This is a genomic window from Pseudomonas sp. ENNP23 (assembly GCF_001728945.1).
Lineage (GTDB): Bacteria > Pseudomonadota > Gammaproteobacteria > Pseudomonadales > Pseudomonadaceae > Metapseudomonas > Metapseudomonas otitidis.
Genome location: NZ_LYSP01000051.1, coordinates 1 through 25,234, shown reverse-complemented (window position 1 = coordinate 25,234; position 25,234 = coordinate 1). Strand labels below are relative to the sequence as shown.

The following is a 25,234-nucleotide window of genomic DNA, read 5'->3' as shown; positions in this document are numbered from 1 at the left end:
TCTTGAGGGGAAGGGGTCAGGCGAGCTGGGGGGCGAGGAGGGCCATCACCCGGTCGATCTGCGCTTCGTCGTTGAGCAGGCTGGGGGCCAGGCGCACCACGGGGCCGACGTCGCGGTCCACGGCGTCGCTGATCACCTTGCGCGCCAGCAGGTAGCGGGCGACGGCGTCGCAGGCGCGACCCTCGACGCGGAAGAAGGTGAAGCCCGAGGACAGTTCGCGGCTGCGCGGCGTCACCAGTTGCACCTTGGGGTACTCGGCCAGGCGCGCCTTGAGGTAGTCGTTGAGCTGGTGGATGCGCACCTGGACGTCGGCCTTGCCCAACTGCAGGTGCAGCTCGAAGGCTTTGCCCACCGCCAGGCGGTGGTCGAAGGCGTGGTAGCCACCGGGGGTCATCAGGGTGCCGAAGGTCTCGCCCCTGGTGAAGGTCGGCGTGCTGGGCACCAGGTGAGCCTGGGGCTGCGGGTCGCGGGCAATGATCACGCCGGTGCCACGGGGGCCGAACAGCCATTTGTGGGTGCCGGCGATGAAGTAGTCGCAGTTGAAGTCGGCGAAGTTCAGGTCCTCGACGCCGAAGCCGTGCACGCCGTCCACCACGTAGAGGAGGCGATCCGCTTCGTCGCGGCCCTGGTTGAGTTCCTTCACCAGTTGGCCGACTTCGCGCGCCGGCAGCTTCACGCCGCTGCCCGATTGCACCCAGGTCATGCCCAGTACGCGGGTCTCGGGGCGGATGGCCTGGCGGATGTTGTCGAGCATCTCGTCCACGGAGGCGAGATGCGGGTCCTTGAACAGGGTGACGCGCCGCACCGGCGTGCCCATGAGGCGTTCGCGGTACTCCAGGCGGGTGTTGGTGGAGTAATGCTCGTGGGCGCTGATGAGGATTTCCTTGCCGGGCGCCACCTGCAGGCCGCCGTAGATCATCGCCAGGCCGTCGGTGGTGCTGCCGGTGAGGGCCACCTGCGCGGGCTGCACGCCGAAGTAGCGGCCGGCCCAGGCGCGGACCTCGTCTTCATAGCCCCACAGTTCCTCGCGGTCCCAGTCCAGTACCTCGCCGGGGTTGGCATCCAGCCGGGCGCGGAAGTGGGCGATGGCCTCGCGCACCATGCGGGGGTGGGAGGTGAGCAGGAAGGTGCAGAAGTGCAGGTAGTCCGGGTCCAGGTCGAACTGCTCGCGCAGGGCCAGCCACTTGTCCGTGGCGGGGCGGTTCGGCGATGGGGCGGCCTGGGCGTTGCCGGCGAGGGCGGAGCCCAGGGGCAGGGCGGCGGCCAGCAGGCCGGCCTGCTTGAGGAAGGTGCGGCGGTCGCTCATGGGCGCACCTCCCCGGCGCTGGCCGGTGCGGCCAGGCGCTGCACCTCGCCCCACACCCGCAGGAAGTTGCCGCCCCAGAGCTTGGCGATGTCGGCGTCTGAGTAGCCGCGCTGGATCAGCTCGGCCGTCACGTTGCGCGACTCGCCGACGTTCATCCAGCCCTCGACGCCGCCGCCGTCGTTGAAGTCGCTGGCGATCCCCACGTGGTCGATGCCGACCTTGCGCACGGTGTAGTCGATGGCGTCCACCAGTTCCTTGACGCTGGCGCGGGGCTCTTCTTCGAGGATGGCGTAGAGCGCGCTGGCGTACTCGCCGAAGCGCTGCTCCGGCCAGATGGCGATGATCGGGTCACCCGGCATCAGCGCGTTGGCCAGGCCGTTGAGCGGCTGCAGGTCGAAGCGCGCGCGCAGGGCGTTGAGCTTGTCCAGGGTCGGCTGCGAGAGGGGCTTGAGGTAGGCGGGGAAGCCCACCACCTGGATCACGCCGCCGCTCGCCTTGATCTGCTGCATTTCCGCATCGCTGAGGTTGCGCGGGATGTCCACCAGCGCGCGCGGCGCCGAATGCGAGGCGACGATGGGGGCGCGGCTGAGACGGGCGACGTCTTCCAGGGCCAGGGTGGACATCTGCGACACGTCGATCACCACGCCCAGGTCGTTGAGTCGCTTCACCGCCTGCTCGCCGAGGGGCGAGAGGCCGCCGAGGGCGTCGGCGGTGTCGTTGAAGAAGGGCAACGGGCGCGAGGAGTCGGCCCAGGCGTTGTTGCCGACGTAGCTGAAGCCGAACAGGCGCATGCCGCGTGCGTGCCAGGCGTCCAGCGCGTTCAGGTCCTCGCCCAGGGGGTAGGCGTTGAGCATGCTGATGACGATGGCGAACTTGCCTTCGCCGTGCAGGCGGCGGAAGTCCTCGGGGCTGTAGGCGATGCCGACCTGGTTGGGGAAGTCGCGCACCAGGCCGCTGATGATCCTGTAGCGCAGCTCCTGCTGGTGGCGGGCCTCGTCGACGAAGGCAGCGGTGGGGCGATGGGGCGCGTTGGGACCGTTCCAGATCTCCGGCCAGCCGAAGATGGTCAGCGCCGCACCGGAGAGACGCCCGCGCCCGGCCTTGACCAGGTCGAACTGGCCTTCGCCGTCCTTGTCCGCCTCGTTGCCTTCGGTGCCGAAGTCGGTGGGCACGGTGATGTGGCTGTCGAAGGAGAGGATGCGTTCCTGCAGTTCCTCCGCGTGTTGCATCACGTCCCGAGGATAGGGCGCGGCCTGCCGCAGGAAGAAGTACCAGGTCGCTGCCGCGACCAGCGCCAGGAGGATCGCCAGGGCGATCAGGTAGAGGGCCTTGCGGGTCGTGTTCATTGCCATCCCGTTCGTTGCCAGGGGTTGATGCCGAGCGCACCCGGGGTGGGTGCCCGTGTCGGAAGAACGAGGGCAGGGTGGGGAAATTTAGAATCGGGCGCTGTTGATCCGTTGCGGGAAACGACCTGTGTCCGAAGCGCACTCCAGGGTTTTCCCGTGGCCGGGAAAGTGAGGCGGCGAAACCTGCCCCTTCAGGAGGCCGAGCGGAGTCGTTGCGCAGGGGGACGAGCGGCATGGATGCCGCGAGAGGCGCGCCAGGCCATGGATGGCCCATCGCGCCGGCCCCCGAAGCAACGATGGAGCGAGGGAAGTCCCGCGAAGCGGGGCCCGGATGTCGGGGCAAGCCCTTTTGGCTCCTTTTGGGGCGATTGCCAAAAGGGGCTCGCCCGGGAGGGCGAAATAGAAAACACCCGCAAACTCGGTAATCAACCTGATGCCGGACGTATCAGCAAAGCAGCCATAAATTTACCCCCCGTTACCTCGTTCTAGCGGGATAGGCGTGGCTGACACGGATGCGATGTAGCGATGAGGTTTTCCAGACGTGGGTTCATGGGGGCGCTGGCGGTGGCCGGCGCAGCGGTACCGGCGGTGTGGTACGCGCGGCGTGAGCCGGATTACGACGAACCCCTCGAACCGGACCAGGTGGAAACCCCGGGGGAGGCCACGGTGGACGCCGCCGATTGGGGCGGGGTGCGCCTGGCCACCCAGTTGCGCGGCATCTGGGACCTGCGTTTCGACGGCCTCGACGGCGGCCTGGACGGGCTGCCCCGCGAGGGCGTGGAGATGCTGCTGGACATCGGCCCCACCGGCCGGGCCCTGCGCGGCTGCATCGACCAGGGCGCCGCGCTGCGGGGCACGGGTGAGCCCCGTTACCGGGTGCTTGGCGAGGTGGTGGACCAGGACGGCAAGCGCATCCGCTGGCGCCTGGTCCCGGCCGGCGAGTCGGCCCCCAGCCATGAACTGGAAGCCGTGCTGGACGAGGTCTGGGGCAACTGGGCCCAGGCCGGTGACGCCAGCCTGAGCGGGCGCATCCGCCGCATCGACCGGCCCCTGGCGCTGCCCGAGCCGGACAGCCGCTTCGTCGCCCGCAAGCGCGCCTTCCCCGAGGCGCGGCAGGTGACACCCCTGGAACCGGCGTTGCTGCAGTGGCTGGTGTCCCCCGAGCACCGCCTGTTCCACCAGCTCTGGCACGCCACCCGCGACAAGTGGCACCGCCTCGACGACCGTCGCCGCGATGCCCTGCGCGGCGCCGGCTGGCAACCCGGCCCACGGGATGCCGAGCGCGGTGCACGGGGCCGGCGCAAGCACCTCAACGGCTCCGGCGAGGACTTCCTCTTCATGCACCGGCACATGCTGGCCAAGGCACGCCACCTGCAGCCGGGCCTGCCCAACTGGAGCCGGCTGCCGTTGCCGTGCCCGTACCTGGAGCACGACCGCATCGGCTTCATCCGCTACCTGGAGAACCACGACGGCAACGCCGTGCCGCCGGCCTGGTTCGCCTGGGACGACGACGAACTGAGCCTGTGGCTGCACGACATCAAGTCCGCCCAGGCCTTCTACAGCAACTTCCAGGTCTGGGAGTCGCAGTACCAGGACCCGGACTACCTCGCGCGCCTGACCCTCGCCCAACTGGGCTCGGAGATGGAACTGAACATCCACGACTGGCTGCACATGCGCTGGGCCACCGTCACCCGCGACCCGTCCAACGGCATGCCGCTGCCCGGCGACCGCGACCAGGTGGACTACGGCACCCGCTGGTTCCGCGCCGACAACGACTACCTCGGCGACCCGTTCTCATCCCACGTCAACCCGGTGTTCTGGCGCTTCCACGGCTGGATCGACGACCGCATCGAGGACTGGTATCGCGCCCACGAGCGCGCCCACCCCGGCGAGGTGGTGGTCCGCGAGGTCCAGGGCGTGCGCTGGTTCGCGCCGGGGCGCTGGGTGGAGGTGGGCGACCCCTGGCTGGGCGCGCTGACCCATGGCTGCGGCGGGCTGGACGATGCCGGCGGCGGCGCCGGTGAACTGGAGGTGGAGGCCATGAAGCTGGCCCTGCGCATCACCTTCGGCGAGGACGACCTGGTCAGCCGGCTGCTGCCGCGAACGCCCCGGCGTCCCTGGTATGCGCGCCACCTCAAGCGTCGCGAGGAGGGGCGCTAGCCCTGGAAAGGGCGAGCACCAGATTCGTTCGATTATCGAACGAATAGTCGATTATCGGATTGTTACACCCGGAGGCGGGGGGTACCTTGCTCCCCAGCCGACCCCGGCCCGGGCCCGCCGCCCGTGGCTTCACCGGGTGTCGCCACGGGCGCGCCGCCAGGCCGCCCTGGACAACAACACGAGATCGACCATGGCTGAAATCATTTCCCTCCGCGAGGCCGTCGAGCGTTTCATCCACGACGGCGACAAGGTAGCCCTCGAAGGCTTCACCCACCTGATTCCCACCGCCGCCTCCCACGAGATCATCCGCCAGGGTAAGAAAGACCTGCACCTGGTGCGCATGACCCCTGACCTGGTCTACGACCTGCTGATCGGTGCCGGCTGTGCCCGCAAGCTGACCTTCTCCTGGGGCGGCAACCCCGGCGTGGGCTCCCTGCACCGTCTGCGTGACGCGGTGGAGAAGCAGTGGCCCAACGCCCTGGAACTCGACGAGCACAGCCACGCCGACATGGCCAACGCCTACGTGGCCGGCGCTTCCGGTCTGCCCTTCGCCGTGCTGCGTGCCTATGCCGGCTCCGACCTGCCGAAGGTCAACCCGAACATCCGCTTCATCGACTGCCCCTTCACCGGCGAGACGCTCGCCGCCGTGCCGTCGGTGCGCCCGGACGTCACCGTGATCCACGCGCAGAAGGCCGACCGCAAGGGCAACGTGCTGCTCTGGGGCATCCTCGGCGTGCAGAAGGAAGCGGCCCTGGCGGCCAAGCGCTGCATCGTCACCGTGGAAGAGATCGTCGACGACCTCGACGCGCCGATGAACGCCTGCGTGCTGCCCACCTGGGCCCTGACCGCGGTGTGCCACGTTCCCGGCGGCGCCAGCCCGTCCTACGCCCACGGCTACTACGAGCGCGACAACCGCTTCTACCAGGCCTGGGACCCCATCGCCCGCGACCGCGACACCTTCACCGCCTGGATCGACGAATACATCCGTGGCACCAAGGATTTCGCCCAGTTCCAGCAGAAGCTTGCGGAGGCCAAGTGATGAGCGCCCAGTACAGCACCAACGAAATGATGACCGTGGCGGCTGCCCGTCGCCTGAAGAACGGCGCCGTCTGCTTCGTCGGCATCGGCCTGCCGTCCAAGGCCGCCAACCTGGCGCGCCTGACCTCGTCCCCGGACGTGGTCCTGATCTACGAATCCGGACCCATCGGCGCCAAGCCGAGCGTGCTGCCGCTGTCCATCGGTGACGGCGAGCTGGCCGAGACCGCTGACACCGTGGTCCCCACCGGCGAGATCTTCCGCTACTGGCTGCAGGGCGGGCGCATCGACGTCGGCTTCCTCGGCGCTGCGCAGGTGGACCGCTTCGGCAACATCAACACCACCCTGATCGGCGACTACCACACCCCCAAGGTGCGCCTGCCGGGTGCCGGCGGCGCGCCGGAGATCGCCGGTTCCGCCAAGGAAGTGCTGATCATCCTCAAGCAGTCCCAGCGCACCTTCGTCGACAAGCTGGCCTTCATCACCTCCGTGGGCCACGGCGAAGGCGGCGACCATCGCCAGCAGCTCGGCCTGCCCGGCAAGGGGCCGGTGGCCATCATCACCGACCTCTGCATCATGGAGCCGGAAGCCGGCACCCACGAATTCATCGTCACCTCGCTGCACCCGGGCGTGACCCGCGAGCAGGTGGTGGCCAACACCGGCTGGGCCATCCGCTTCGCCGACCAGGTGGCCGAGACCGCCGCCCCCAACGAGGTGGAGCTGAGCGCCCTGCGTGCCTTGGAAGCCCGCACCGCGGCTGCCCACGGCCAGCAAGGGGGTGAGGAATGAGCCGCGACGTCTTCATCTGCGATGCCGTGCGCACGCCCATCGGCCGCTTCGGTGGCGCCCTGGCCCCCGTGCGCGCCGATGACCTGGCGGCCATCCCGCTCAAGGCCCTGATCGAGCGCAACCCCCAGGTGCGCTGGAGCGAGGTCGACGAAGTCTTCCTCGGTTGCGCCAACCAGGCCGGCGAGGACAACCGCAACGTCGCGCGCATGGCGCTGCTGCTGGCCGGCCTGCCGGAAAGCATTCCCGGCGTCACCCTCAACCGCCTCTGTGCCTCGGGCATGGATGCGGTGGGCACCGCCTTCCGCGCCATCGCCTCGGGTGAAATGGAGCTGGCCCTGGCGGGCGGCGTCGAATCCATGTCCCGCGCGCCCTACGTGATGGGCAAGGCCGACAGCGCCTTCGGCCGCACCCAGAAGATCGAAGACACCACCATCGGCTGGCGCTTCATCAACCCGCTGATGAAGGCCCAGTACGGCGTCGACGCCATGCCGCAGACCGCCGACAACGTCGCCGACGACTACCAGGTATCCCGCGCCGACCAGGACCTGTTCGCCCTGCGCAGCCAGCAGCGCGCCGGCCGCGCCCAGGCCGAAGGCTTCTTCGCCGAGGAGATCGTCCCGGTGGTGATCAAGGGCAGGAAGGGCGACACCGTGGTCGATGCCGACGAGCACCTGCGCCCGGACACCACCCTGGAGGCCCTCGCCAAGCTGAAACCGGTCAACGGCGAAGGCAAGACCGTCACCGCCGGCAACGCCTCGGGCGTCAACGACGGCGCGGTGGCGCTGATCCTGGCCTCCGCCGAGGCGGTGAAGAAGCACGGCCTCACCCCGCGCGCCAAGGTGCTCGGCATGGCCAGTGCCGGCGTCGCGCCACGGGTCATGGGCATCGGCCCGGTGCCGGCGGTGCGCAAGCTGCTGGAGCGCCTCAACCTGGGCATCGACCAGTTCGACGTCATCGAACTCAACGAAGCCTTCGCCGCCCAGGGGCTGGCCGTGATGCGCGAGCTGGGCCTCCCCGACGACAGCGAGAAGGTCAACCCCAACGGCGGCGCCATCGCCCTCGGCCACCCCCTGGGTGCCAGCGGCGCGCGCCTGGTGCAGACCGCCTTGCACCAGTTGGAGAAATCCGGCGGCAAGCGCGGCCTGGCCACCCTGTGCGTGGGGGTAGGGCAGGGCCTGGCCCTGGCCATCGAGCGCGTCCAGCAGTCGAAGTGACCCAGGGTGGGCTTCAGCCCACCACGACTGCGACCCAGCACGGTCGAGTGGGCTGAGGCCCAACTGAAGCCCACTCGACAGGCTGGATTCACTCCCATCGCCCTGCCAACCTAGGCCCACCCCCAACCGCTGCAACGAGGTCGCCTTGAGCAACCAACTCTTCGACGCCTACTTCACCGCCCCGGCCATGCGCGCGATCTTCTGCGACCAGGGCCGGGTGCAGGGCATGCTCGACTTCGAGGCCGCCCTGGCCCGTGCCGAGGCCCGCGTGGGGCTGATCCCCCGAGCGGCCGTCGCGCTCATCGAAGCCGCCTGCCGCGCCGATTTCTACGACTTCTCCGCCCTGGCCCAGGCCATCGCCACTGCCGGCAACTCCGCCATCCCCCTGGTCAAGGCCCTGGGCAAGCGCATCGCAGCGGCCAGCCCGGAGGCCGAGCGCTATGTGCACCTGGGCGCCACCAGCCAGGACGCCATGGACAGCGGCCTGGTGCTGCAACTGCGTGCTGCCATCGGCCTGATCGAGGCGGACCTCGCGGCCCTGGGCGACGCCCTTGCCGAGCAGGCCGAGCGCCACGCCGGCACCCCGCTGGCCGGCCGCACCTGGCTGCAGCAGGCCACCCCGGTGACCCTCGGCATGAAGCTCGCCGGCCTGCTGGGCGCCGTCACCCGCCATCGCCAGCGCCTGGCGGAACTCAAGCCGCGCCTGTTGTGCCTGCAGTTCGGTGGCGCCTCCGGCAGCCTCGCCGCCCTCGGCGAACAGGCCTGGCCGGTGGCCGAAGCGCTGGCCGTCGAGCTGTCGCTGAACCTCCCGGACCAGCCCTGGCACACCCAGCGTGACCGCCTGGTGGAGTTCGCCAGCCTGCTGGGCCTGGTCGCCGGCACCCTGGGCAAGCTGGGGCGCGACCTCAGCCTGCTGATGCAGACCGAGGCCGGCGAACTCTTCGAGCCCGCCGCACCTGGCAAGGGCGGCTCGTCCACCATGCCCCACAAGCGCAACCCGGTGAGCGCCGCCGTGCTCATCGGCGCCGCCACCCGTGCACCGGGCCTGGTGGCCACCCTGTTCGCCGCCATGCCCCAGGAGCACGAGCGCAGCCTCGGCCTCTGGCACGCCGAATGGGAAAGCCTGCCGGAGCTCTGCTGCCTGGTATCCGGTGCCCTGCAGCACGCGCTGCTGGTGGTGCCCGGCCTGGAGGTGGACGCCGCGCGCATGCGCCGCAACCTCGACCTGACCCAGGGCCTGGTGCTGGCCGAAGCGGTGAGCATCGCCCTGGCCCAGCGCATCGGCCGCGATGCCGCCCACCATCGGGTGGAGCAGTGCTGCCGCCAGGCGGTGAAGGAGGGCGCCCACCTGCGCGCCGTGCTCGGTGCCTGCGCCGAGGTCACCGCCGAGCTGTCCGCCGCCGAGCTGGACCGCCTGCTCGACCCCGCCCATTACCTCGGGCAGGCCCGCCGCTGGGTGGACCGTGCCCTTGCTGAACACACCACTTTCCCGCACTAGGAGTTTTCCATGCCTGCCGTACGTCTCGCCGATGGCGACCTGAACTACCTCCTCGAAGGCCCGGCCGGAGCGCCGGTGCTGGTGTTGTCCAACTCCCTGGGCACCGACCTGCACATGTGGGACGCCCAGGTCCCGGCCTTTACCCGGCACTTCCGGGTGCTGCGCTACGACACCCGAGGCCATGGCCAGTCTCTGGTCAGCGAAGGCCCCTATCGCATCGAGCAGCTCGGCCGCGACGTGCTGGCCCTGCTGGATGCCCTGGACATTCCCAAGGCGCATTTCTGCGGCCTGTCCATGGGCGGGCTGATCGGCCAGTGGCTGGCCATCAATGCCCCCGAGCGCATCCAGCGCCTGGTGCTGTGCAACACCGCCGCCAGGATCGGCACCCCCGAGGTGTGGAATCCGCGCATCGACGCCGTGCTGGCGGGCGGTGCCCAGGCCATGGCCGACCTGCGCGACGCCTCCATTTCCCGCTGGTTCACCCCGGACTTCGCCGAGGCGCAGCCGGAGAAGGTCGAGGCCATCGTCGGCATGCTGGCGCGCACCTCGCCCCAGGGCTACGCCGCCAACTGCGCCGCCGTGCGCGACGCGGACTTCCGCGAGCAGCTCGCTGTCATCCAGGCCCCGACCCTGGTGGTCTGCGGCAGCGGCGACCCGGTCACCACCCCCGAGCACGGCCGCTTCATGCAGACGCACATCGCCGGCGCCGAACTCGTCGAGTTCCCGGCCGCCCACCTGTCCAACGTGCAGGCCGGTGAGGCCTTCAGCCAGCGCATACTGGCCTTCCTCAGCGCCTGAGTGCGCGCCGGATCACCCCGGGCTGAAGCCCGGGCTACCGCTTTCCCGACGCAGATGCCGCGTCCCCGCTCCACGACCCTGTTCGAGGCCCCATCGATGGACGAAAAAGAACGCTACGAAGCCGGCATGCAGGTCCGCCGCGCCGTACTGGGCGACGCCCACGTCGACCGCAGCCTGCAGAACCTCACGCCCTTCAACGAAGAGTTCCAGGAAATGATCACCCGCCACGCCTGGGGCGACATCTGGACCCGCCCGGGCCTGCCGCGCCACACCCGTAGCCTGGTGACCATCGCCATGCTCATCGGCATGAACCGCGAGGGCGAGCTGAAGCTGCACCTGCGCGCCGCGAAGAACAATGGCGTCACCCGCGACGAGATCAAGGAAGTGATCATGCAGAGCGCCATCTACTGCGGCATCCCCGCCGCCAACGCCACCTTCCACCTGGCCGAAGCCGTGTGGGATGAACTGGGGGTCGAGTCGCTGCACCCCTGATCGCCGAGCGACTCCCGGCCCAGGCTCCAGAGCCTGCGGCCGGGCAGGCTCGGGTTCACGCCGCTGTCATGTTCTGCCCGCCAGCCCCCGCCCCGAGCGGTCTCCCATCCGCCCTCCCGTAACCCCTCCTTGCCGCAGCGCCCTGTCATGTCAGGCAGGTTGCACGCACCCCCGAACATTCCCGTCCTTGAGCGCCTCGTGCTCCCGAGGTTTTTTCCTTTGCCTGTCACCCGTGGCTGCGACTGTCAGTGCCATGGCCGAGCCGCACCGGGCTTCTGGAATGCGCCCGACCGGCCATGACCCGCTCGACAGCGAACCATCCACGTCCAGACACGATGAAAGGAGCTTCCTCATGTTCAAGCGCAACGTTCTCGCTGTTTCCCTGGCCGTCGCCGGCCTGTGTTCCGCCCAGGCCATGGCGGCCGTCGTCGGTGGCGGTGCCACCCTGCCGCAGGGCCTGTACAACACCGCCACCGTGCTGCCGTCCGGCTTCAACGCCTACACCGGCGTGGGCAGCGGCGCCGGCAAGGCTGCCGTGCTGAACAACGACGCCACCAAGCTCAACCTGCCCAGCGGCACCACCGTCGACTACGCCGGCAGTGACTCCGTACTGAGCGCCGCCGAACTGCTGGCCTACAAGAATGCCCACCAGTCCCCCGCCGTGCCCGCTACCGATGCCAACAACTGGGGCCCGCTGGTACAGATCCCCTCGGCGGCCACCTCGGTCACCATTCCCTACAAGAAAGCCGGCGTCACCTCGCTGAACCTGACCAGCGCCCAGCTGTGCGGCATCTTCTCTGGCAGCATCACTGACTGGAACCAGATCAGCAGCGTCTCCGGCCCGATCACCGTGGTCTACCGTAGCACCAGCAGCGGCACCTCCGAGATCTTCACCCGCCACCTGAACAGCCAGTGTAAAGACCAGTTCGGTGTCAGCAGCACCTTCACCAGCGCCGCCCTCGGCGGTGTGCCGGCCGGAGCCGTGGCTGTGAGCGTCAGCGCCCAGATGGCCAGCACCGTGGCCGCCACCGATGGCGCCATCGGCTACGTCGGCCCGGAGGACGTGGACGCCACCAACCCCGCCGTGGTCGCCAAGGTCAATGGCAACCTGCCCACCGTGGGCAATGTCACCATTGCCCTGAGCAACTTCGCGCCGCCCTCCACCCCAGCTGACCGTGCCGATCCCGCCAATTGGGTCCCGGTTCTGGCCAACCCCGCCACCGGCTACAGCATCGTCGGCTACACCAACCTGGTGTTCAGCCAGTGCTACAAGGACCGCGCTGACACCATCGCCATCCGCACCTTCCTCAACCGTCACTACGGCCTGAACGCCAGCAGCAACAACGATGACGAGATCGTCGCCAACAAGCTGATCCCGCTCACCACCGCCTGGAAGAACGCCATCCGCACCACCTTCGCGCTGCCGACCAGTTCCCTGGCCATCGGCAACACCAGCGCCTGCAACGGCATCGGCCGTCCGCTCTAAGCCCCTCGCGGGTTCGCCCCAGGAACCGGCAATGGCCTCGCGCCATTGCCGGTTTTGCATGTCAGGCGCCGGTAGGCCTCGTGAACTTTGCGTGACAAAAGTTCGGTCGCCCGCTGCGCCGACGGCCTTGGGGGTAACAGCCATGGCGCGCCCCTTGGGGCGCTGCGCCTCCACCCGAACAAGGACCCGTCGTGATGCGTTCCCAGCCCAAGCCGTCCGTCACCTGCACCGCCCGCCGCGAACATCCCCTCCTGCTCAAGCCCCTGGCACAGGCCATCGCCCTGATGCTGCTGGCTGGCGGTGCCCAGGCCGCGCCGGCCTTCAGTGCCGGCTGGTTCGCCGAGAAGGGCGCCGCCCAGGCCGCTGGAGCTACCCGGCCGGGGACCGTGCAGCCGGGTTCGCCACCGCCGCTGGCGCAGCAGCAGCAGGTGCAGCAGCGCCTGGGCCGCTCCTTCGCCAACCTCAACAACACCGTGGCCGCCATCGCCGCGGCTCAGGCAGCCCAGGCCGCCGGACGTGCGGCGGCCAGCGGCGCCCCGCAGCCCCTGCACAACGGTCTCGGAGGCAACGGCCTCAACGTGGTGGTGGGGCCCGATGGCAAGCCGCTGTTCATCAACGCCGAGGCGCCGGTGCAGACCGACGCCAACGGCAAGGTGCTGGTGTCCATCAAGCAGACCGCCGACAAGGCCATCCTCAACTGGGAGACCTTCAACGTCGGCCGCGACACCACCCTGGCCTTCCAGCAGGAGGCCAGCTGGGCGTTGCTGAACAAGGTGGGCAACAGCACCGCGCCCAGCCAGATCCAGGGCCAGATCAAGGCCGACGGCACGGTGATGATCCTCAACAGCAACGGGGTGGTGTTCAGCGGCACCAGCCAGGTCAACGTGCGCAACCTGGTGGCTGCCGCTACCGGCTTCAGCGACGAGCAGTTCCGCAGCGGCGGCCTCTACAACGGCAGCAACCCGAGCTTCACCAACGCCCAGGGCAACATCCGCGTGGAGCAGGGGGCGCAGCTGAACACGGCGGCGCCCAGCACCTCCACCTCCGGGGGCGGCTATGTGCTGCTGCTGGGCAAGGAGGTGGACAACGCCGGCAGCATCAGCACGCCCAAGGGCCAGGTGCTGATGGCGGCCGGGGACAGCTTCGTGATCCGCAAGGGCTATGGCAGCGACGGCAGCCCCACCTCCACCACCCGTGGCAACGAAGTGAGCGCCAGCGGCAGCGGCCGGGTGCTCAACCGGGGCGTGCTGCTGGCCGCCAGCGGCGATGTCAGCCTGGTGGGCAACCAGGTGCAGCAGAGCGGCGTGGCCCTGGCCAGCACCTCCGCAGACGCCCGTGGCACCGTGCACCTCACCGCCAGCGGCGCCAATGGCCAGGTGACCCTGGGCGAGGGCAGCACCACCGCGATCCTCCTCGATGCCAGCGCCACCGCCCTCGACAGCCAGCGCGATGCCCTGCTGGCACCGGCCCTCAAGCAGGACGGCGACGTGGTGAACGGCGATGCCTTCCGCCGCGACCTGTCCCTGGTGCAGATCGACAGCAGTGGCAGCGTGGACTTCCAGAAGGGCTCCATCACCCTGGCCACCGGTGGCCAGGTGGCGACCCAGGCTGCCCAGCGCAGCCTGGTGCGCGACGGCGCGGTGATCGACGTCTCCGGCGCCACCGGCGTGCAGGTGGCCATGTCGGCCAACAGCGTCAAGGTCAACCTGCAGGGCAACGAGCAGCGCGACGCCTCGGTCAACCGCGACAAGGGCGCGCTGAACAACAGCGACGTCTGGGTGGATGTGCGCGAGCTGGTACGGGTGCCGGCCGGGACCAACGGCTACGCCACCGACCGCTGGTACACCGCCGGCGGCCTGCTGGAGGTCAGCGGCTACCTCGGCACCCAGGGCCACAGCGTGGCCGAATGGATGGCCTTGGGCGGCACCGTCAGCTTCACCGGCGGCGAGGTGGTGACCCAGTCCGGTTCGCAGATCAACCTTTCCGGCGGCACCCTCGACGTCCAGGGCGGCAGCGTCCGGCAGACCTGGCTGAAGGGCGCCGACGGGCGCCTGTACGAACTCTCCAGCGCCCCGGGCGACATCCTCTACACCGGCATCTACCGGGGCTATGAGGACCACAGCCAGCGCTGGGGCCGTACCGACTACTACTACGACCCGCTGATCGCCCCGCGCGAGCGCCAGGAGGCCGGCTACACCGTGGGCCGCGACGCCGGCAGCCTGGTCATCGGCACCCGCAACGCGGTGCTCGAGGGCACCCTGGCCAGCGACACCTACCAGGGCGCCCGGCAGACCCAGGCGGCCCAGGCTGGCCTCGACGGCTACCGCCAGTCGCAGAAGGCGGCCGCGCGCGGTGGCCAACTGGTGGTGGGCACCTACGCCCCCCTGTATGTGAAGAGCAGCGGCACCCTGGAGCCCGTACTGGGTGCCAGTGCCAACACCCTGAAACAGGTGGTGTTCGGCCAGGGCGCCGAACGCATCGCCGACGGGCTCGACCTGACCACCGCCCTGCCGGCGGGACGCCAGGGCAACCTGTACCTGGACAGCGCCCAGCTCAACGGCTTCAGCCTCGGGGCCATCAAGGTGGCGGCCAGCGAGGGCATCCGGGTCGACAGCGCGCTGCAGGTGGCGCCGGCCGGCAACGTGACCCTCTACGGCCCGCAGGTGGAGGTGAACGCCGACATCACCGCCCGTGGCGGCAGCCTCCAGCTGGGCAACGTGCTCAACCAGATGACCGCCCTGGGGCGCGCCGATACCGTGCTCACCCCCACCAGCGGCAGTGCCTCGGTACGCGTGGGGGCGGGCGTGCGCCTCGATGCCAGCGGGTTGTGGAGCAACCTGCTGCGCGAGCCCGACGACACCCGCGCGCTGCCCTACCTCAATGGCGGCAGCGTGTCCCTGCGCAGCAGCGGCAACACCCTGCTGGAAGCCGGCAGCACGGTGGATGTCAGCTCCGGCGCGGCGCTGCTCGCCAACGGCAGGCTGCAGGGCGGTAAGGGCGGCCACGTCACCCTGGCGGCCAGTGCCGGCAACCGGGGCGACAGTGGCGTGCTGAGCCTGGGCGGCGCCCTGCGGGGCGAAGGCGTCAAGGGCGGTGGCACCCTCAGCCTGCAGGCCGCTCGGGTGCTGATCGCCGACAACGCCCCGTCGGCGCCGGCCGGCACCCTGGTGCTGCGTGGGGATTTCTTCGACAAGGGTTTCTCCGCCTACGAGGTGAGGGGCAACCGGGGCCTGGAGGTGGCCGAGGGCACACGCGTCGAGGTGACCCAGCCGCTCTACCGCCAGGCCAGCGGCGCGGGCAACCTGGCCACCGGCGGTGCCCTGTCCGAGGCCCTGGAGCGCTGGTTGCCCCCCCTTTACCAGGAGGATGCCGGCCAGGGTGTGCTGACCCAGCGCCAGGGGGCCAGCCTCTCGCTGCAGGCTGGCAGCCCGGAGACCGCCGCCGCCGACATCGCCAGCACGGCGCTGGTGGTGAAGCAGGGGGCTCTGCTGCATGTCGACCCTGGCCAGGCCATCCGCCTGGCCGGGATCGGCCAGGTCACGGTGGACGGCACCCTGGAGGCCTGGGGCGGGCGCATCAGCGTCCTCGGCCTGGGGAGCAACGGTGAGGTTCAGTCCGCGCGGCCGCTGGAAACCTACCGTTCCCTCTGGATCGGCGATCACGCCCGGTTGGACGCAGCCTCCCGCGCCGTCAGCGCGGTGGACGCCCGAGGCAACCGCTACGGCCAGGTGCGCCAGGGGGGCAGCATCGTCATCGGCGGGGAAATCGACGCCAATCGGGGTGACCTGACGGCCAGCGATGCCTTCGTGGTGGTGCGCCAGGGCGCGCGCCTCGATGCCTCCGGCAGCCAGGCGTGGCTCGACCTGCCCGGCCAGGGCCCGCTGCGGGTGGCCAGCCAGGGCGGCAGCATTGCCCTGGCATCCACCAGCGGTTTGTACCTGGATGGGCAGCTCCGCGCTGCAGCCGGCGGCGAGGGGGTGGCAGGGGGCAGCCTCTCCGTGGCTCTGGGTGCGACCAAATACAGGTTCGAAGACCCCCGGGCCACTGACGCCGTGCGCCAGGCCCGGGAACTGGTGGTGGCCCAGCAGCAGGCGGCACCCCTGGCCGAGGGGGCGGGCCCCGAGCAGGGGGCGTCGTTGCTGCGCTATGGCCAGGGCCGGCTGGCGGTGAGCCTGGTGGAGCAGGGCGGGTTCGACAACCTGGCGCTGCTCAGCACCGGGCTACTGAGCTTCGATGGCAACGTGCGCCTGAACCTGGCCAATGCCCTCAGCCTGTATGCCGGGGCCTACGGCCTGGCCGAGTCCGCCGCGGCGGACAGCCGGGTCGAGTTGAACAGCCACTACCTGCGGCTGGCCGGGGCCAAGCTGGTTGACGCGAACAGTGGCGAGACCAGCACGAGGATTGATATTGGCACCTCGATACGCCCTGCCACTGGCCAGTGGCGGCTCAGTGCCCGTGGCCTGCTGGACGTGCGCGACAAGGTGAACCTGGGGGCGCGCGGCAGCATCCGCCTGCTGCAGGGGCGCGAGCAGGTGGTGGACCGCCGTGCCTTCGCCCAGGTGCAACTGGACAGCCAGGGTGACCTGCGGCTGCTGGCGAGCCCGAGCAGCATAGCCAACGCCATGAGCCTGACGCTGCCCGGCGACCTGCGCATCACAGCAGCCCAGGTCTACCCCGGCACCGGGGTCAAGGCCTTGGTGCAGGCCACGCGCATCGACATTGGCCGCCCGGTTGGCGCGATCCCGGCGCAGCCCCTGTCGGCCTTTGGCGAGTTGAGGCTGCAGGCCGACGTGATTAACCAGGGGGGCGTCCTGCGGGCGCCATTGGGCAGCCTGGAGGTCGGTTACGGCGGCAACAGCCCGCGGCCCGCCAGCCGGGTGAACCTGCTGCCCGGCAGCCTGACCTCGGTGAGCGGTGCGGGCCTGGTGATTCCCTATGGCGGTACCGTGGACGGCAAGGCCTGGCTCTACGACGGCGTGGCCCTCTCCACCACCCTGCTGAAGGAGGGGCAGAACAACATGCCCGGCAAGGTGGACCTGATCGGGCAGGCCATCGACGTGGCCGAGGGCGCCGTGGTGGATGTGTCCGGCGGCGGGGTGGTGCTCGGTGCCGGGTTCGTCGCCGGTCGCGGCGGCTCCACCGATGCCCGTTTCAACCCGCTGGTGCAATACGGCCCGGACGGCTTCCTGCTGCCGGCCCTGAGCAGCAACCCGGTGTACGCCATCGTGCCCGGCGTCCAGCCGGGTTTCGCCCCCGGCAATGGCGAGGCCGGGGCCGTGGCACCGCTGGTGGGCCAGCAGATCACCGTCGGCGCTGGCGTGCCGGGGCTGCCGGCGGGTACCTACACCCTGCTGCCATCCACCTACGCCTTGCTGCCGGGGGCCTTCCGCGTGGAGGTCAATGGCCTGGCGGGGCAGGGCGGCGCCCTCGTCACCCAGGCCATGCGCAACGGCTCCTGGTCCACCGCCGGCACCCTGGGCCTGGCCAGCGGCGCCCGCGACAGCCTGGCCAGCCAGGTGATCCTCACCCCGGCCGACGTGCTGCGCCGCTACTCCCAGTACAACGAGACCACTCTCAGCCAGTACCTGCTGGCCGATGCCGCGCGGCTGGGCATCCCCGCCGCGCTGATGCCGCGGGACGCCAAGGCCTTCAACCTGAATTTCTCGCGCAGCGACGGCAGCCAGCCCAGCTTCCGCTTCGCCGGAACCCTGCTGAAGGGCCGTGAGGAGGGAGGACGGGGCAGCATCACCGCCATCGACGCGACATTCGGCAGCCACCTGGAAATCGTCAAGGCCGGCACCGGGGCCAGCGCCGGCTTTACCGGCATCTCCCTGAACGATGCCGACCTCAACGCCATCGGTGCCGGCAGCCTCTTCATCGGCGGTCATGGCAGTACGGACTACGGCCAGGGCGGCAACTTCATCCAGCTCGGTACCGCCAATGGCGCGGCGGCCGACGTACGCAGCGTGACCCTGCGCAGCGGCGCGACCCTGCTGGCGCCGGAGGTCATGCTGATCAGCTCCGGCCCGACGGGGGGCATCACCGTGGAGCAGGGCGCCAGCATCAACACCCTGGGCCTGGGGGCCGCCCCGCGGGACTCCCGCGACGGTTACCTGTACAAGCCGGGGCGCAACAGCGTGCTGGCGGTTTCCAACGGCTACCTCAGCCTGCTGGCCCCGGATGTGCCCGACCCCCGGTCCCCAGATGTGGCGCCCGGGCCCATCCGCATCGGTGTCTGCGACGGCACATGCAGCGGCACCACCGGGCTCTATTCCGACGGCACCATCGCCACGGCCACCGACAACCGCTTCGAGTTGAGCGATGCGGTGCGCTACGGCACCCGCAACCTGACCCTGGCAGTGGGCGGCATCAACGTCGGCAGCGCCGAGGTGCTGGCCGACCTGGCCAGCCGCAACCGCCTGCCCAACGGGCTGACCCTCAACCAGGCGGTGCTGGACCGCCTGCTGCGTGGCGATGCCCAGGTCGGCACGCCCGCGCTGGAGACCCTGGTGCTGGGCGCGCGGGATTCGCTGAACTTCTTCGGCGACGCCAGCCTGGACACCTACGGTGCCGACGGTCGCTCGCGGCTCAAGGAGCTGGTGCTGACCACCCCGGCCATCTACGGCCAGGGCGAGGCGGGTGCGCGTGCACAGATCCGCACCGCCAACCTGGTGTGGAACGGTGCCCACAACGAGGCCGGAGCCATCATCGCCGGCGGTGCCGGCAGCGGCGCGGGCAGCCTGCTGATCGACGCCGAGCGCATCGAGTTCGGCTACCTGCCGGACAGCCAGCCCAGTGCCAGCCCGATCCGCGACCGGCTGGCCGTGGGCTTCGCCAACGTCGAGCTGAACGCCCGCGAGCGCATCACCGCCAACCACAAGGGCGGCCTGGCGGTGTACCAGCGGCAGGACGGCTACACCCCGGGCCAGGGCTTCCAGTACAGCGGTGGGCAACTGACCCTGCGCACCCCGGTGCTGACCGGCGGGGCCGGCTCGGTGAACCGCCTCAGCGCAGGTGGCGACATCCGCATCAGCGCTCCGGCCGGTTCCACGGTGCCGACCATCGGGGGCGATGCCCTGGGGGCGGAGCTGTCCCTTCGCGGGCGCAACCTGTACCTGGAGGGTGCGGTGGTGCTGCCCAGCGGCAAGCTGACCCTGGCGGCCGAGGAGCAACTCAGCCTCGGCGATGGTGCCCGCATCGACCTGGCCGGGCGCAAGGTCACCTTCAACGAGGTGAACAAGTACAGCTGGGGCGGCGACCTGATCCTGGAGAGCCGCCACGGCGACATCCGCCAGGCGGCCGGTGCGCTGATCGACCTGTCCGCGGTCAACAACCAGGCCGGCAGCCTCAAGGCCACCGCCCTGGCGGCCGGCGCCGGCACGGTGGCCCTGGAAGGGCGCATCCTCGGTGGCAGCAGCGGGGAATACGACGCTGGCGGCACCTGGATGCCGTACAAGGCCGGCAGCCTGGAGGTACACGCTCAGCGGCTCGGCGCGGGCAACCTCAGCGACGATTTCGCTGCGCTCAACCAGCGCCTCAACCAGGGCCAGGTGTTCGGCGCTCGCAGCTTCCAGCTCAAGCAGGGCGACCTGGTGATCGGCGATGGCCTCAAGGCCGGAGAGATCAGCGTGTCGCTGGACGGCGGGCACCTCACGGTGAACGGCACCGTGGACGCCAGCGGCGAGCGGGTGGGGGCCATCCGCCTGGCCGGCAAGCAGGGGCTCACCCTCGGCAGCGGCGCGCGGCTGGACGCCCATGGCAACCGCCTGCGGGTGGACAGCTACGGCGGGATCATCGATGCGCCCAACCGGGCCACGGTGGAGCTGAGCGCCGTCGATGGCCAACTGACCCTGGCCAGTGGCGCCCGCATCGACCTGCGCCACGGCACCGCCGCCAGCAGCGGCCACGATGGCCATGCACGGGGCACCCTGGAGCTGAATGCTCCCCGGCTCGGCGGTGCCAGCGCTGGTGACATCGCCATCGATGCCAGCGGCCCCCTGGACATCCAGGGCGCCAGCCTGATCGCCGTGAACGGCGTGCAGCGCTACGACGATGCCCGCGACGGCAGCGACCCGGCCGCCAGCGGCCGGCCCTACCAAGTCATCGACCAGGCCTACCTGGACCAGAAGCACGCCGAGAGCCTGGCCTTCATCGACCACGCCCTGGCCAACGGCGCGCTGCTCAACGGCAAGCTGGCCGGCCTGAACAACGCCGCCTATGCCGATGCCTTCCACCTGCGGCCCGGGGTGGAGCTGGTCAGCCGGACGCCCGGTGGCGACCTGGTGGTGCAGGGTGACCTGGACCTGTCCGGCTACCGCTACGCCAGCCTCAATCCGCACACCCCCAGGACCGCTGCTGCGGGCTCGGGGGAGGTGGGGCACCTGGTGATCCGCGCTGGGGGCGACCTGAGCGTGCTGGGCAGCATCAACGACGGCTTCCTCGCACCGCCAGCCACCCAGGACGACGACGGCTGGGTGCTGCTGCCCGGCAAGCAGCCGTTCAACGGGGATGTGGTGGTGCCCCGTGGCGGCATCGAACTGCAGGATGGCACCGCCTTCCCCGCCGGCACGGTGCTCAACTACGACCTGCCGATCAAGGCCATGACCCTGGCCGCCGGTACCCGCCTGCCGGCGGACGCGCGGTTGAGCGGCCCGCTGCTGCTGGCGGCCGGTACGGTGCTGGCGGCGGAGGTGCGCAACGCCGACGGCAGCCTGGCCTACGCGGCCGGCACCCGCCTGGCCGAGGCCGTCACCCTGGCCCAGGGCATGCTCCTGGGGGCGGGGACCTGGCTGCCGGGGGACACCCCGGTAACGGCCATGACCTGGCCGAAGGGCGTGCCGCTGCCGAGCAACGCGCCCAGCACTATCGTCGGTGCGCCGGACAGGGTGGTGCAGGCAGGGAACCTGGTGCTGGCCCTGGGGGCGCTGATCCCGGCGGGCACCGATGTGAAGCTCGCCGCCGGGGTGGAGAAGATCAACCTGCGAGGCGGTGACGGCAAGGGACGCAATTGGGCCGTGGCGCAGATGCTGCCCGAAGGCTCGCAGTCCTGGTCGCTGCGGGCCGTGGCCGGTGCCGACCTGCAGGCCGCCGATAGCCGCCTGGTCGACCCTTACGCCGAGCACGGCGAACTGCGCCTGGCCGACACCCACTATGGCTACCTGGCGACGCTCAAGCCGGTGCCATCAGTCCTTGTGCTCACGGTGGAGGGGTCGTTGCTGTTCTATGGCGACGAGGCCCATGCCGGCAAATCGGTGGCGGAGGTCATGGCTGAATTGGGCGTTGCGGATGAAGCAGATATCTGCGCCTGGGAGAGCCTGTGCGCACAGCCCCCCAGCACCCGCGTGCTGACGGCGGAGGGATCGGTGATTTTCTACGGAGACGAATCCAACGCTGGCAAGCTCGTCTCCGAAGTCATGGCGGAGTTTTCCATCGGCAGCGAAGCCGAAGTCTGTGCCTGGGAAAGCCTCTGCGCCGGCGGCGCTCCTAAACCAGTGCCCGAGTACAACTACGCCCTGGGCAGCAGCCGCTTCAGCGTGCTGCGCACCGGCACCGGGGACCTGGACCTGGTGAGCGCCGGGGACTTCAATCTGCACTCCCTGTACGGCCTCTATACGGCCGGTACCTCTTCGCTGGGGCTGTCGCAATCCGCGGCCTACAACCAACCACGCGGTGTGGCTATAAATCCATTCACCGGTGCGCTGGTCGATACCGTGCTGGGCAAAAACGGAGGTGTCTACGAGACCCTGGTGGACGGCGGGGCCAGCAGCCTCTACCGCGCCTGGTACCCGGACCGGGGCGGCAACCTGTCGCTGACGGTGGGCGGCGACCTGACCGGCGATCTGATCGGGCGCCAGCAAAATGCAGGCGAAGACAAGACGCAACTGGAGGGCAGCGCAGTCAGCAACTGGCTGTGGCGCCAGGGCGGCGGGCTGGATGCGGCATCCACCGTGCCCAGCGCCTGGTGGATCAACTTCGGCACCTATGTGCCGTTCAACAGCGGTAGCGATGTGGCCCTCGCCGGCTTCACCGGCTTCGGCACCCTGGGCGGCGGCAACCTTGACGTACGCGTGGCTGGGGATGCCGGCCTGTTGGCGCCCCGGGGAACCATGAAGTACGACCTCGCCAGCCGCAGCCAGGGCCTGGTGCTGGCGGTGGGCTCCACCGGGCGCATGGTGGACGGCCACCTGGTCACCACCGGCGGTGGCGACCTGAACCTGGTGGTGGGCGGTGCGCTCAACCCCGACCTGGAGGCCCGAGGGTTCCAGGACGATGCCAAGCTGCCCATCAAACAGCGGCATGACCTCAATGGCAGCCTGGTCAACCTGCGGGGAAGCCTGCGCGCCAGCGCGGCCTCCTATGGCGGCATCGACACGATCACCGGGCCGGCAGCGCCCAACCATGACGCCCGGGAGAGCCGCGCCTACGACCCCTTCACCGCCACCAAGGCCTCCGCCACCGGCGGGCTGGTGCTGGTACCGGGGGACGCCACGGTTAGCCTGAATGCCCGGGGCGACCTGGTGCTGGGAGGCGTGGGCGATGCCGGGCGCAGCCAGGCCCTGGGCGGCCAGGCCGTGGAACTGGCCGGCACCCGCAGCAGCGGCTTCGCCTGGTTCAGCCTGTGGACCGATCACACCGCCATCGACCTGTTCGCCGCTGGCGGCAACCTGACGCCGTCGACCCAGTTGGGCGAGATGAGTGTGCTCGGTGTGCGTGTACGGACTGGCATGGACTACTCCGCTACCGACGGGCGTTTCGTCTACCCCTCCGTATTGCGGGCGGTGGCACCGGCTGGCAGCCTCTACTACGGACCTTCGGCGCAGGAGTACCAGCATGTTATCGGCGTGCTAACCCATTCCCTGCTACTGGCCCCGGGGCGCCAGGCCCAGTTGGAGTTGCTGGCCGGAAACTCCATCTATGCCGGGGGGTATGCCCTTTCGCCGAGCAACGCTCCCCAGGAGCACCTGGCCACGCCCTTCAAACCGGGCTTCTACTACCTCGATGCGTCAGGCGCCAGCCATGGCGACCTGGGCTGGAGCGGCAACCCTGGGCGCAGCCTGTTCGCCTTCGGTGGCACCGGGGTCGAAGGCGCCTACCGTGGTGCCGACCAGCCGACGCGCATCTACGCCCTGCGGGGTGACATCGTCGGGGTGCGCACGGGCGAGATCCTGCGGTTCTCGAGCTATCCCCGGGCCGGTGAAACCTGGTACGAGGGCGCACGCCCGACCCGCCTCATGGCCGGGCGCGACATCGTCAACAGCGGGCAGATGGTCGGTCTGCCAGGCCCGATCCAGATCGAAGGTACTGCGCAGACCACCGGCAACCTGTTCGTCCACGACGCGCCCACCGACGTCTCGGTGGTGTCCGCCGGGCGCGACATCCTCTTCAGCAGCTTCAACGTTGCCGGGCCCGGCACCCTGGAGATCACCGCCGGTCGCCAGTTGCGCCTGGAAGACCAGGCCACGCTGAACAGCCTGGGAGCCATCGTGCCCGGCGACCAGCGCCCGGGTGCCGACATCGCCCTGCAAGCCGGTGCCGGCAGCGGCCCGGACTACCTGGCCTTCGCCCTGCGTTACCTGGACCCGGCCAACCGCCTCGCCCCCGGCGCCAGCCTGGGTGCGGGTGGCGTCGCGCAGACCTACGAAGCCGAGCTGGCGGCCTGGCTGGCCGAGCGCTTCGGCTTCAGCGGCAGCCGCGAGCAGGCGCTGGCCTACTTCACCGCACTGGCGCCGGAGCAGCAGCGGATCTTTGCCCGCCAGCTGTACTTCGCCGAGCTGCGCGCAGGCGGGCGCGAATACAACGATGCCGGCAGCCCGCGTTTCGGCAGCTACCTGCGCGGCCGCAATGCCATCGCCGCGCTGTTCCCCAGCCATGACGTGGCCGGCAACCCGATCCGCTACGAGGGCGACATCACCCTCTATGGCGGTGCCGGGGTGCGCACCCTGTTCGGGGGCGGCATCCAGATGCTCACACCGGGCGGGCAGCAGGTGTTCGGCATCGAGGGCGAGGCGCCGCCGGCCTCGGCCGGTGTCATCACCCAGGGGGCCGGGGATATCCAGCTGTTCGCCGAGGGCAGCGTGCTGCTGGGCCAGAGCCGCATCATGACCACCTTCGGTGGCGACATCCTGGCCTGGTCCACCCGGGGCGACATCAACGCCGGACGTGGCTCCAAGACCACCCTGGTGTACACGCCACCCCGTCGTGTCTACGACGCCTGGGGCAACGTCACCCTGTCGCCCAGCGTGCCCAGCACCGGTGCCGGCATCGCCACCCTGGCGCCCATCCCCGAGGTACCGCCGGGCGACATGGACCTGCTGGCGCCGCTGGGCACCATCGACGCGGGGGAGGCCGGCATCCGCGTTTCCGGCAACGTCAACATCGCCGCGCTGCAGGTGATCAACGCCGCCAACATCCAGGTGCAGGGCAAGTCCAGCGGGATACCGGTGGTGGCCTCGGTCAACACCGGAGCACTGGCCTCGGCCAGCTCGGCGGCCAGCTCCGCCAGCGGCGCCGCCGAAGAGGCCGCGCGAGGGCAGCAGCGCGCCGCCCGCGATCGCCAGCCGTCCATCGTCACGGTGCAGGTGGTGGGCTTCGGCAACGAACGCCTGCAAGGCGGCGAAGAAGCCCGCGCCCCGGCCCCGACCGGCTACGACGCCAACCGCAGCGTGCAGGTGCTCGGCGCCGGCCCGCTGGACGAACAGGCCCGCAGCCACCTGACCGAGGAGGAACAGCGCAACCTCACGCTTTGACCCCATCCCCAGCCGCCCTTCGGGGCGGCACTTCTTTCCCGAGGGCGGCAGGCGACTGCCGCTCTTTTTTCTGTATTTCGGAAATTTCCTTACCTTTAGGGAACATCAGCGCTGCTTTTCTGGTTTGCCTCTTCGACTAGAATCCGCCGCCCTTACCGGGCCTACCAAACTGACGAGTGATTCGCATTTGGTCGTGAAAGGGCTTGAGCAAAGTCGCTAGCGTCATAAAAATATCGCCCCGATGTCGAGATGCCACTATCCAAGGACGGTCATCATGCGCACGCAGCCGTTTGCAGTCGGCTTCTGCCTGCTGTTGTTTCCTGTTTTCCAAGTCTTTGCCGCCGATCCCGTGGTGCCGTCCCCC

11 protein-coding genes are annotated in these 25,234 nt (G+C 69.9%); 9 read left to right on the top strand and 2 right to left on the bottom strand.

Translation table 11 applies throughout. From position 1 onward, the window contains the following. Positions 1 to 16 precede the first annotated feature (16 nt). On the bottom strand, positions 17 to 1,306 hold the full coding sequence (gene pvdN / locus A9G05_RS22975) for a pyoverdine-tailoring periplasmic protein PvdN (protein WP_069563155.1): 1,290 nt from the start codon (positions 1,304 to 1,306) through the stop codon (positions 17 to 19). Beyond that, positions 1,303 to 2,658: a pyoverdine-tailoring dipeptidase-like protein PvdM gene (gene pvdM, locus A9G05_RS22970; protein ID WP_069563154.1), complete on the bottom strand. Its 1,356-nt coding sequence runs from the start codon at positions 2,656 to 2,658 to the stop codon at positions 1,303 to 1,305. Before pvdM ends, pvdN begins: the two co-directional genes overlap by 4 nt. A 519-nt stretch (positions 2,659 to 3,177) precedes the next feature. Between pvdM and A9G05_RS22965 the strand changes: the two genes are divergently transcribed. The 9 genes from A9G05_RS22965 to A9G05_RS22925 all read left to right on the top strand — a co-directional run bounded on the left by A9G05_RS22965 (position 3,178) and on the right by A9G05_RS22925 (position 24,870). Further along, complete coding sequence (locus tag A9G05_RS22965; RefSeq protein ID WP_069563153.1) at positions 3,178 to 4,812, top strand: twin-arginine translocation signal domain-containing protein; 1,635 nt, start codon at positions 3,178 to 3,180, stop codon at positions 4,810 to 4,812. 190 nt (positions 4,813 to 5,002) lie between these two features. After that, positions 5,003 to 5,851 carry a CoA transferase subunit A gene (locus A9G05_RS22960; protein WP_069563152.1) on the top strand — a complete coding sequence of 283 codons (849 nt, stop codon included), beginning with the start codon at positions 5,003 to 5,005 and terminating at the stop codon, positions 5,849 to 5,851. After that, positions 5,851 to 6,636, top strand: coding sequence for a CoA-transferase subunit beta (locus tag A9G05_RS22955; protein WP_069563151.1), 786 nt, complete (start codon positions 5,851 to 5,853; stop codon positions 6,634 to 6,636). Before A9G05_RS22960 ends, A9G05_RS22955 begins: the two co-directional genes overlap by 1 nt. Beyond that, positions 6,633 to 7,850 (top strand): 3-oxoadipyl-CoA thiolase, encoded by a 1,218-nt coding sequence (gene pcaF / locus A9G05_RS22950; RefSeq protein WP_069563150.1) that lies wholly within the window; start codon positions 6,633 to 6,635, stop codon positions 7,848 to 7,850. The genes A9G05_RS22955 and pcaF overlap by 4 nt, the downstream gene beginning before the upstream one ends. A gap of 145 nt (positions 7,851 to 7,995) precedes the next feature. Beyond that, positions 7,996 to 9,348, top strand: coding sequence for a 3-carboxy-cis,cis-muconate cycloisomerase (locus A9G05_RS22945; RefSeq protein ID WP_069563149.1), 1,353 nt, complete (start codon positions 7,996 to 7,998; stop codon positions 9,346 to 9,348). Between the two features lie 9 nt (positions 9,349 to 9,357). Next, positions 9,358 to 10,146: a 3-oxoadipate enol-lactonase gene (pcaD, locus tag A9G05_RS27835; RefSeq protein ID WP_069563148.1), complete on the top strand. Its 789-nt coding sequence runs from the start codon at positions 9,358 to 9,360 to the stop codon at positions 10,144 to 10,146. A gap of 96 nt (positions 10,147 to 10,242) precedes the next feature. Further along, positions 10,243 to 10,638: a 4-carboxymuconolactone decarboxylase gene (gene pcaC, locus A9G05_RS27830; protein WP_044399336.1), complete on the top strand. Its 396-nt coding sequence runs from the start codon at positions 10,243 to 10,245 to the stop codon at positions 10,636 to 10,638. A gap of 352 nt (positions 10,639 to 10,990) precedes the next feature. Continuing rightward, the gene (locus tag A9G05_RS22930) at positions 10,991 to 12,124 is read left to right on the top strand and encodes a substrate-binding domain-containing protein (RefSeq protein WP_069563147.1); all 1,134 of its coding nucleotides are present in this window, start codon (positions 10,991 to 10,993) and stop codon (positions 12,122 to 12,124) included. Between the two features lie 194 nt (positions 12,125 to 12,318). Further along, complete coding sequence (locus A9G05_RS22925) at positions 12,319 to 24,870, top strand: filamentous haemagglutinin family protein (RefSeq protein ID WP_069563146.1); 12,552 nt, start codon at positions 12,319 to 12,321, stop codon at positions 24,868 to 24,870. Positions 24,871 to 25,234: the final 364 nt, after the last annotated feature.

Excerpts from the sequence above, each read along its gene's own strand:
- A9G05_RS22955 (WP_069563151.1), top strand. The coding sequence starts at position 5,851 with ATGAGCGCCCAGTACAGCACCAACGAAATGATGACCGTGGCGGCTGCC.
- A9G05_RS22960 (WP_069563152.1), top strand. The coding sequence starts at position 5,003 with ATGGCTGAAATCATTTCCCTCCGCGAGGCCGTCGAGCGTTTCATCCAC.
- pvdN (WP_069563155.1), bottom strand. The coding sequence starts at position 1,306 with ATGAGCGACCGCCGCACCTTCCTCAAGCAGGCCGGCCTGCTGGCCGCC.
- A9G05_RS22930 (WP_069563147.1), top strand. The coding sequence starts at position 10,991 with ATGTTCAAGCGCAACGTTCTCGCTGTTTCCCTGGCCGTCGCCGGCCTG.
- pcaC (WP_044399336.1), top strand. The coding sequence starts at position 10,243 with ATGGACGAAAAAGAACGCTACGAAGCCGGCATGCAGGTCCGCCGCGCC.
- pcaF (WP_069563150.1), top strand. The coding sequence starts at position 6,633 with ATGAGCCGCGACGTCTTCATCTGCGATGCCGTGCGCACGCCCATCGGC.
- A9G05_RS22925 (WP_069563146.1), top strand. The coding sequence starts at position 12,319 with ATGCGTTCCCAGCCCAAGCCGTCCGTCACCTGCACCGCCCGCCGCGAA.
- pcaD (WP_069563148.1), top strand. The coding sequence starts at position 9,358 with ATGCCTGCCGTACGTCTCGCCGATGGCGACCTGAACTACCTCCTCGAA.
- A9G05_RS22965 (WP_069563153.1), top strand. The coding sequence starts at position 3,178 with ATGAGGTTTTCCAGACGTGGGTTCATGGGGGCGCTGGCGGTGGCCGGC.
- pvdM (WP_069563154.1), bottom strand. The coding sequence starts at position 2,658 with ATGGCAATGAACACGACCCGCAAGGCCCTCTACCTGATCGCCCTGGCG.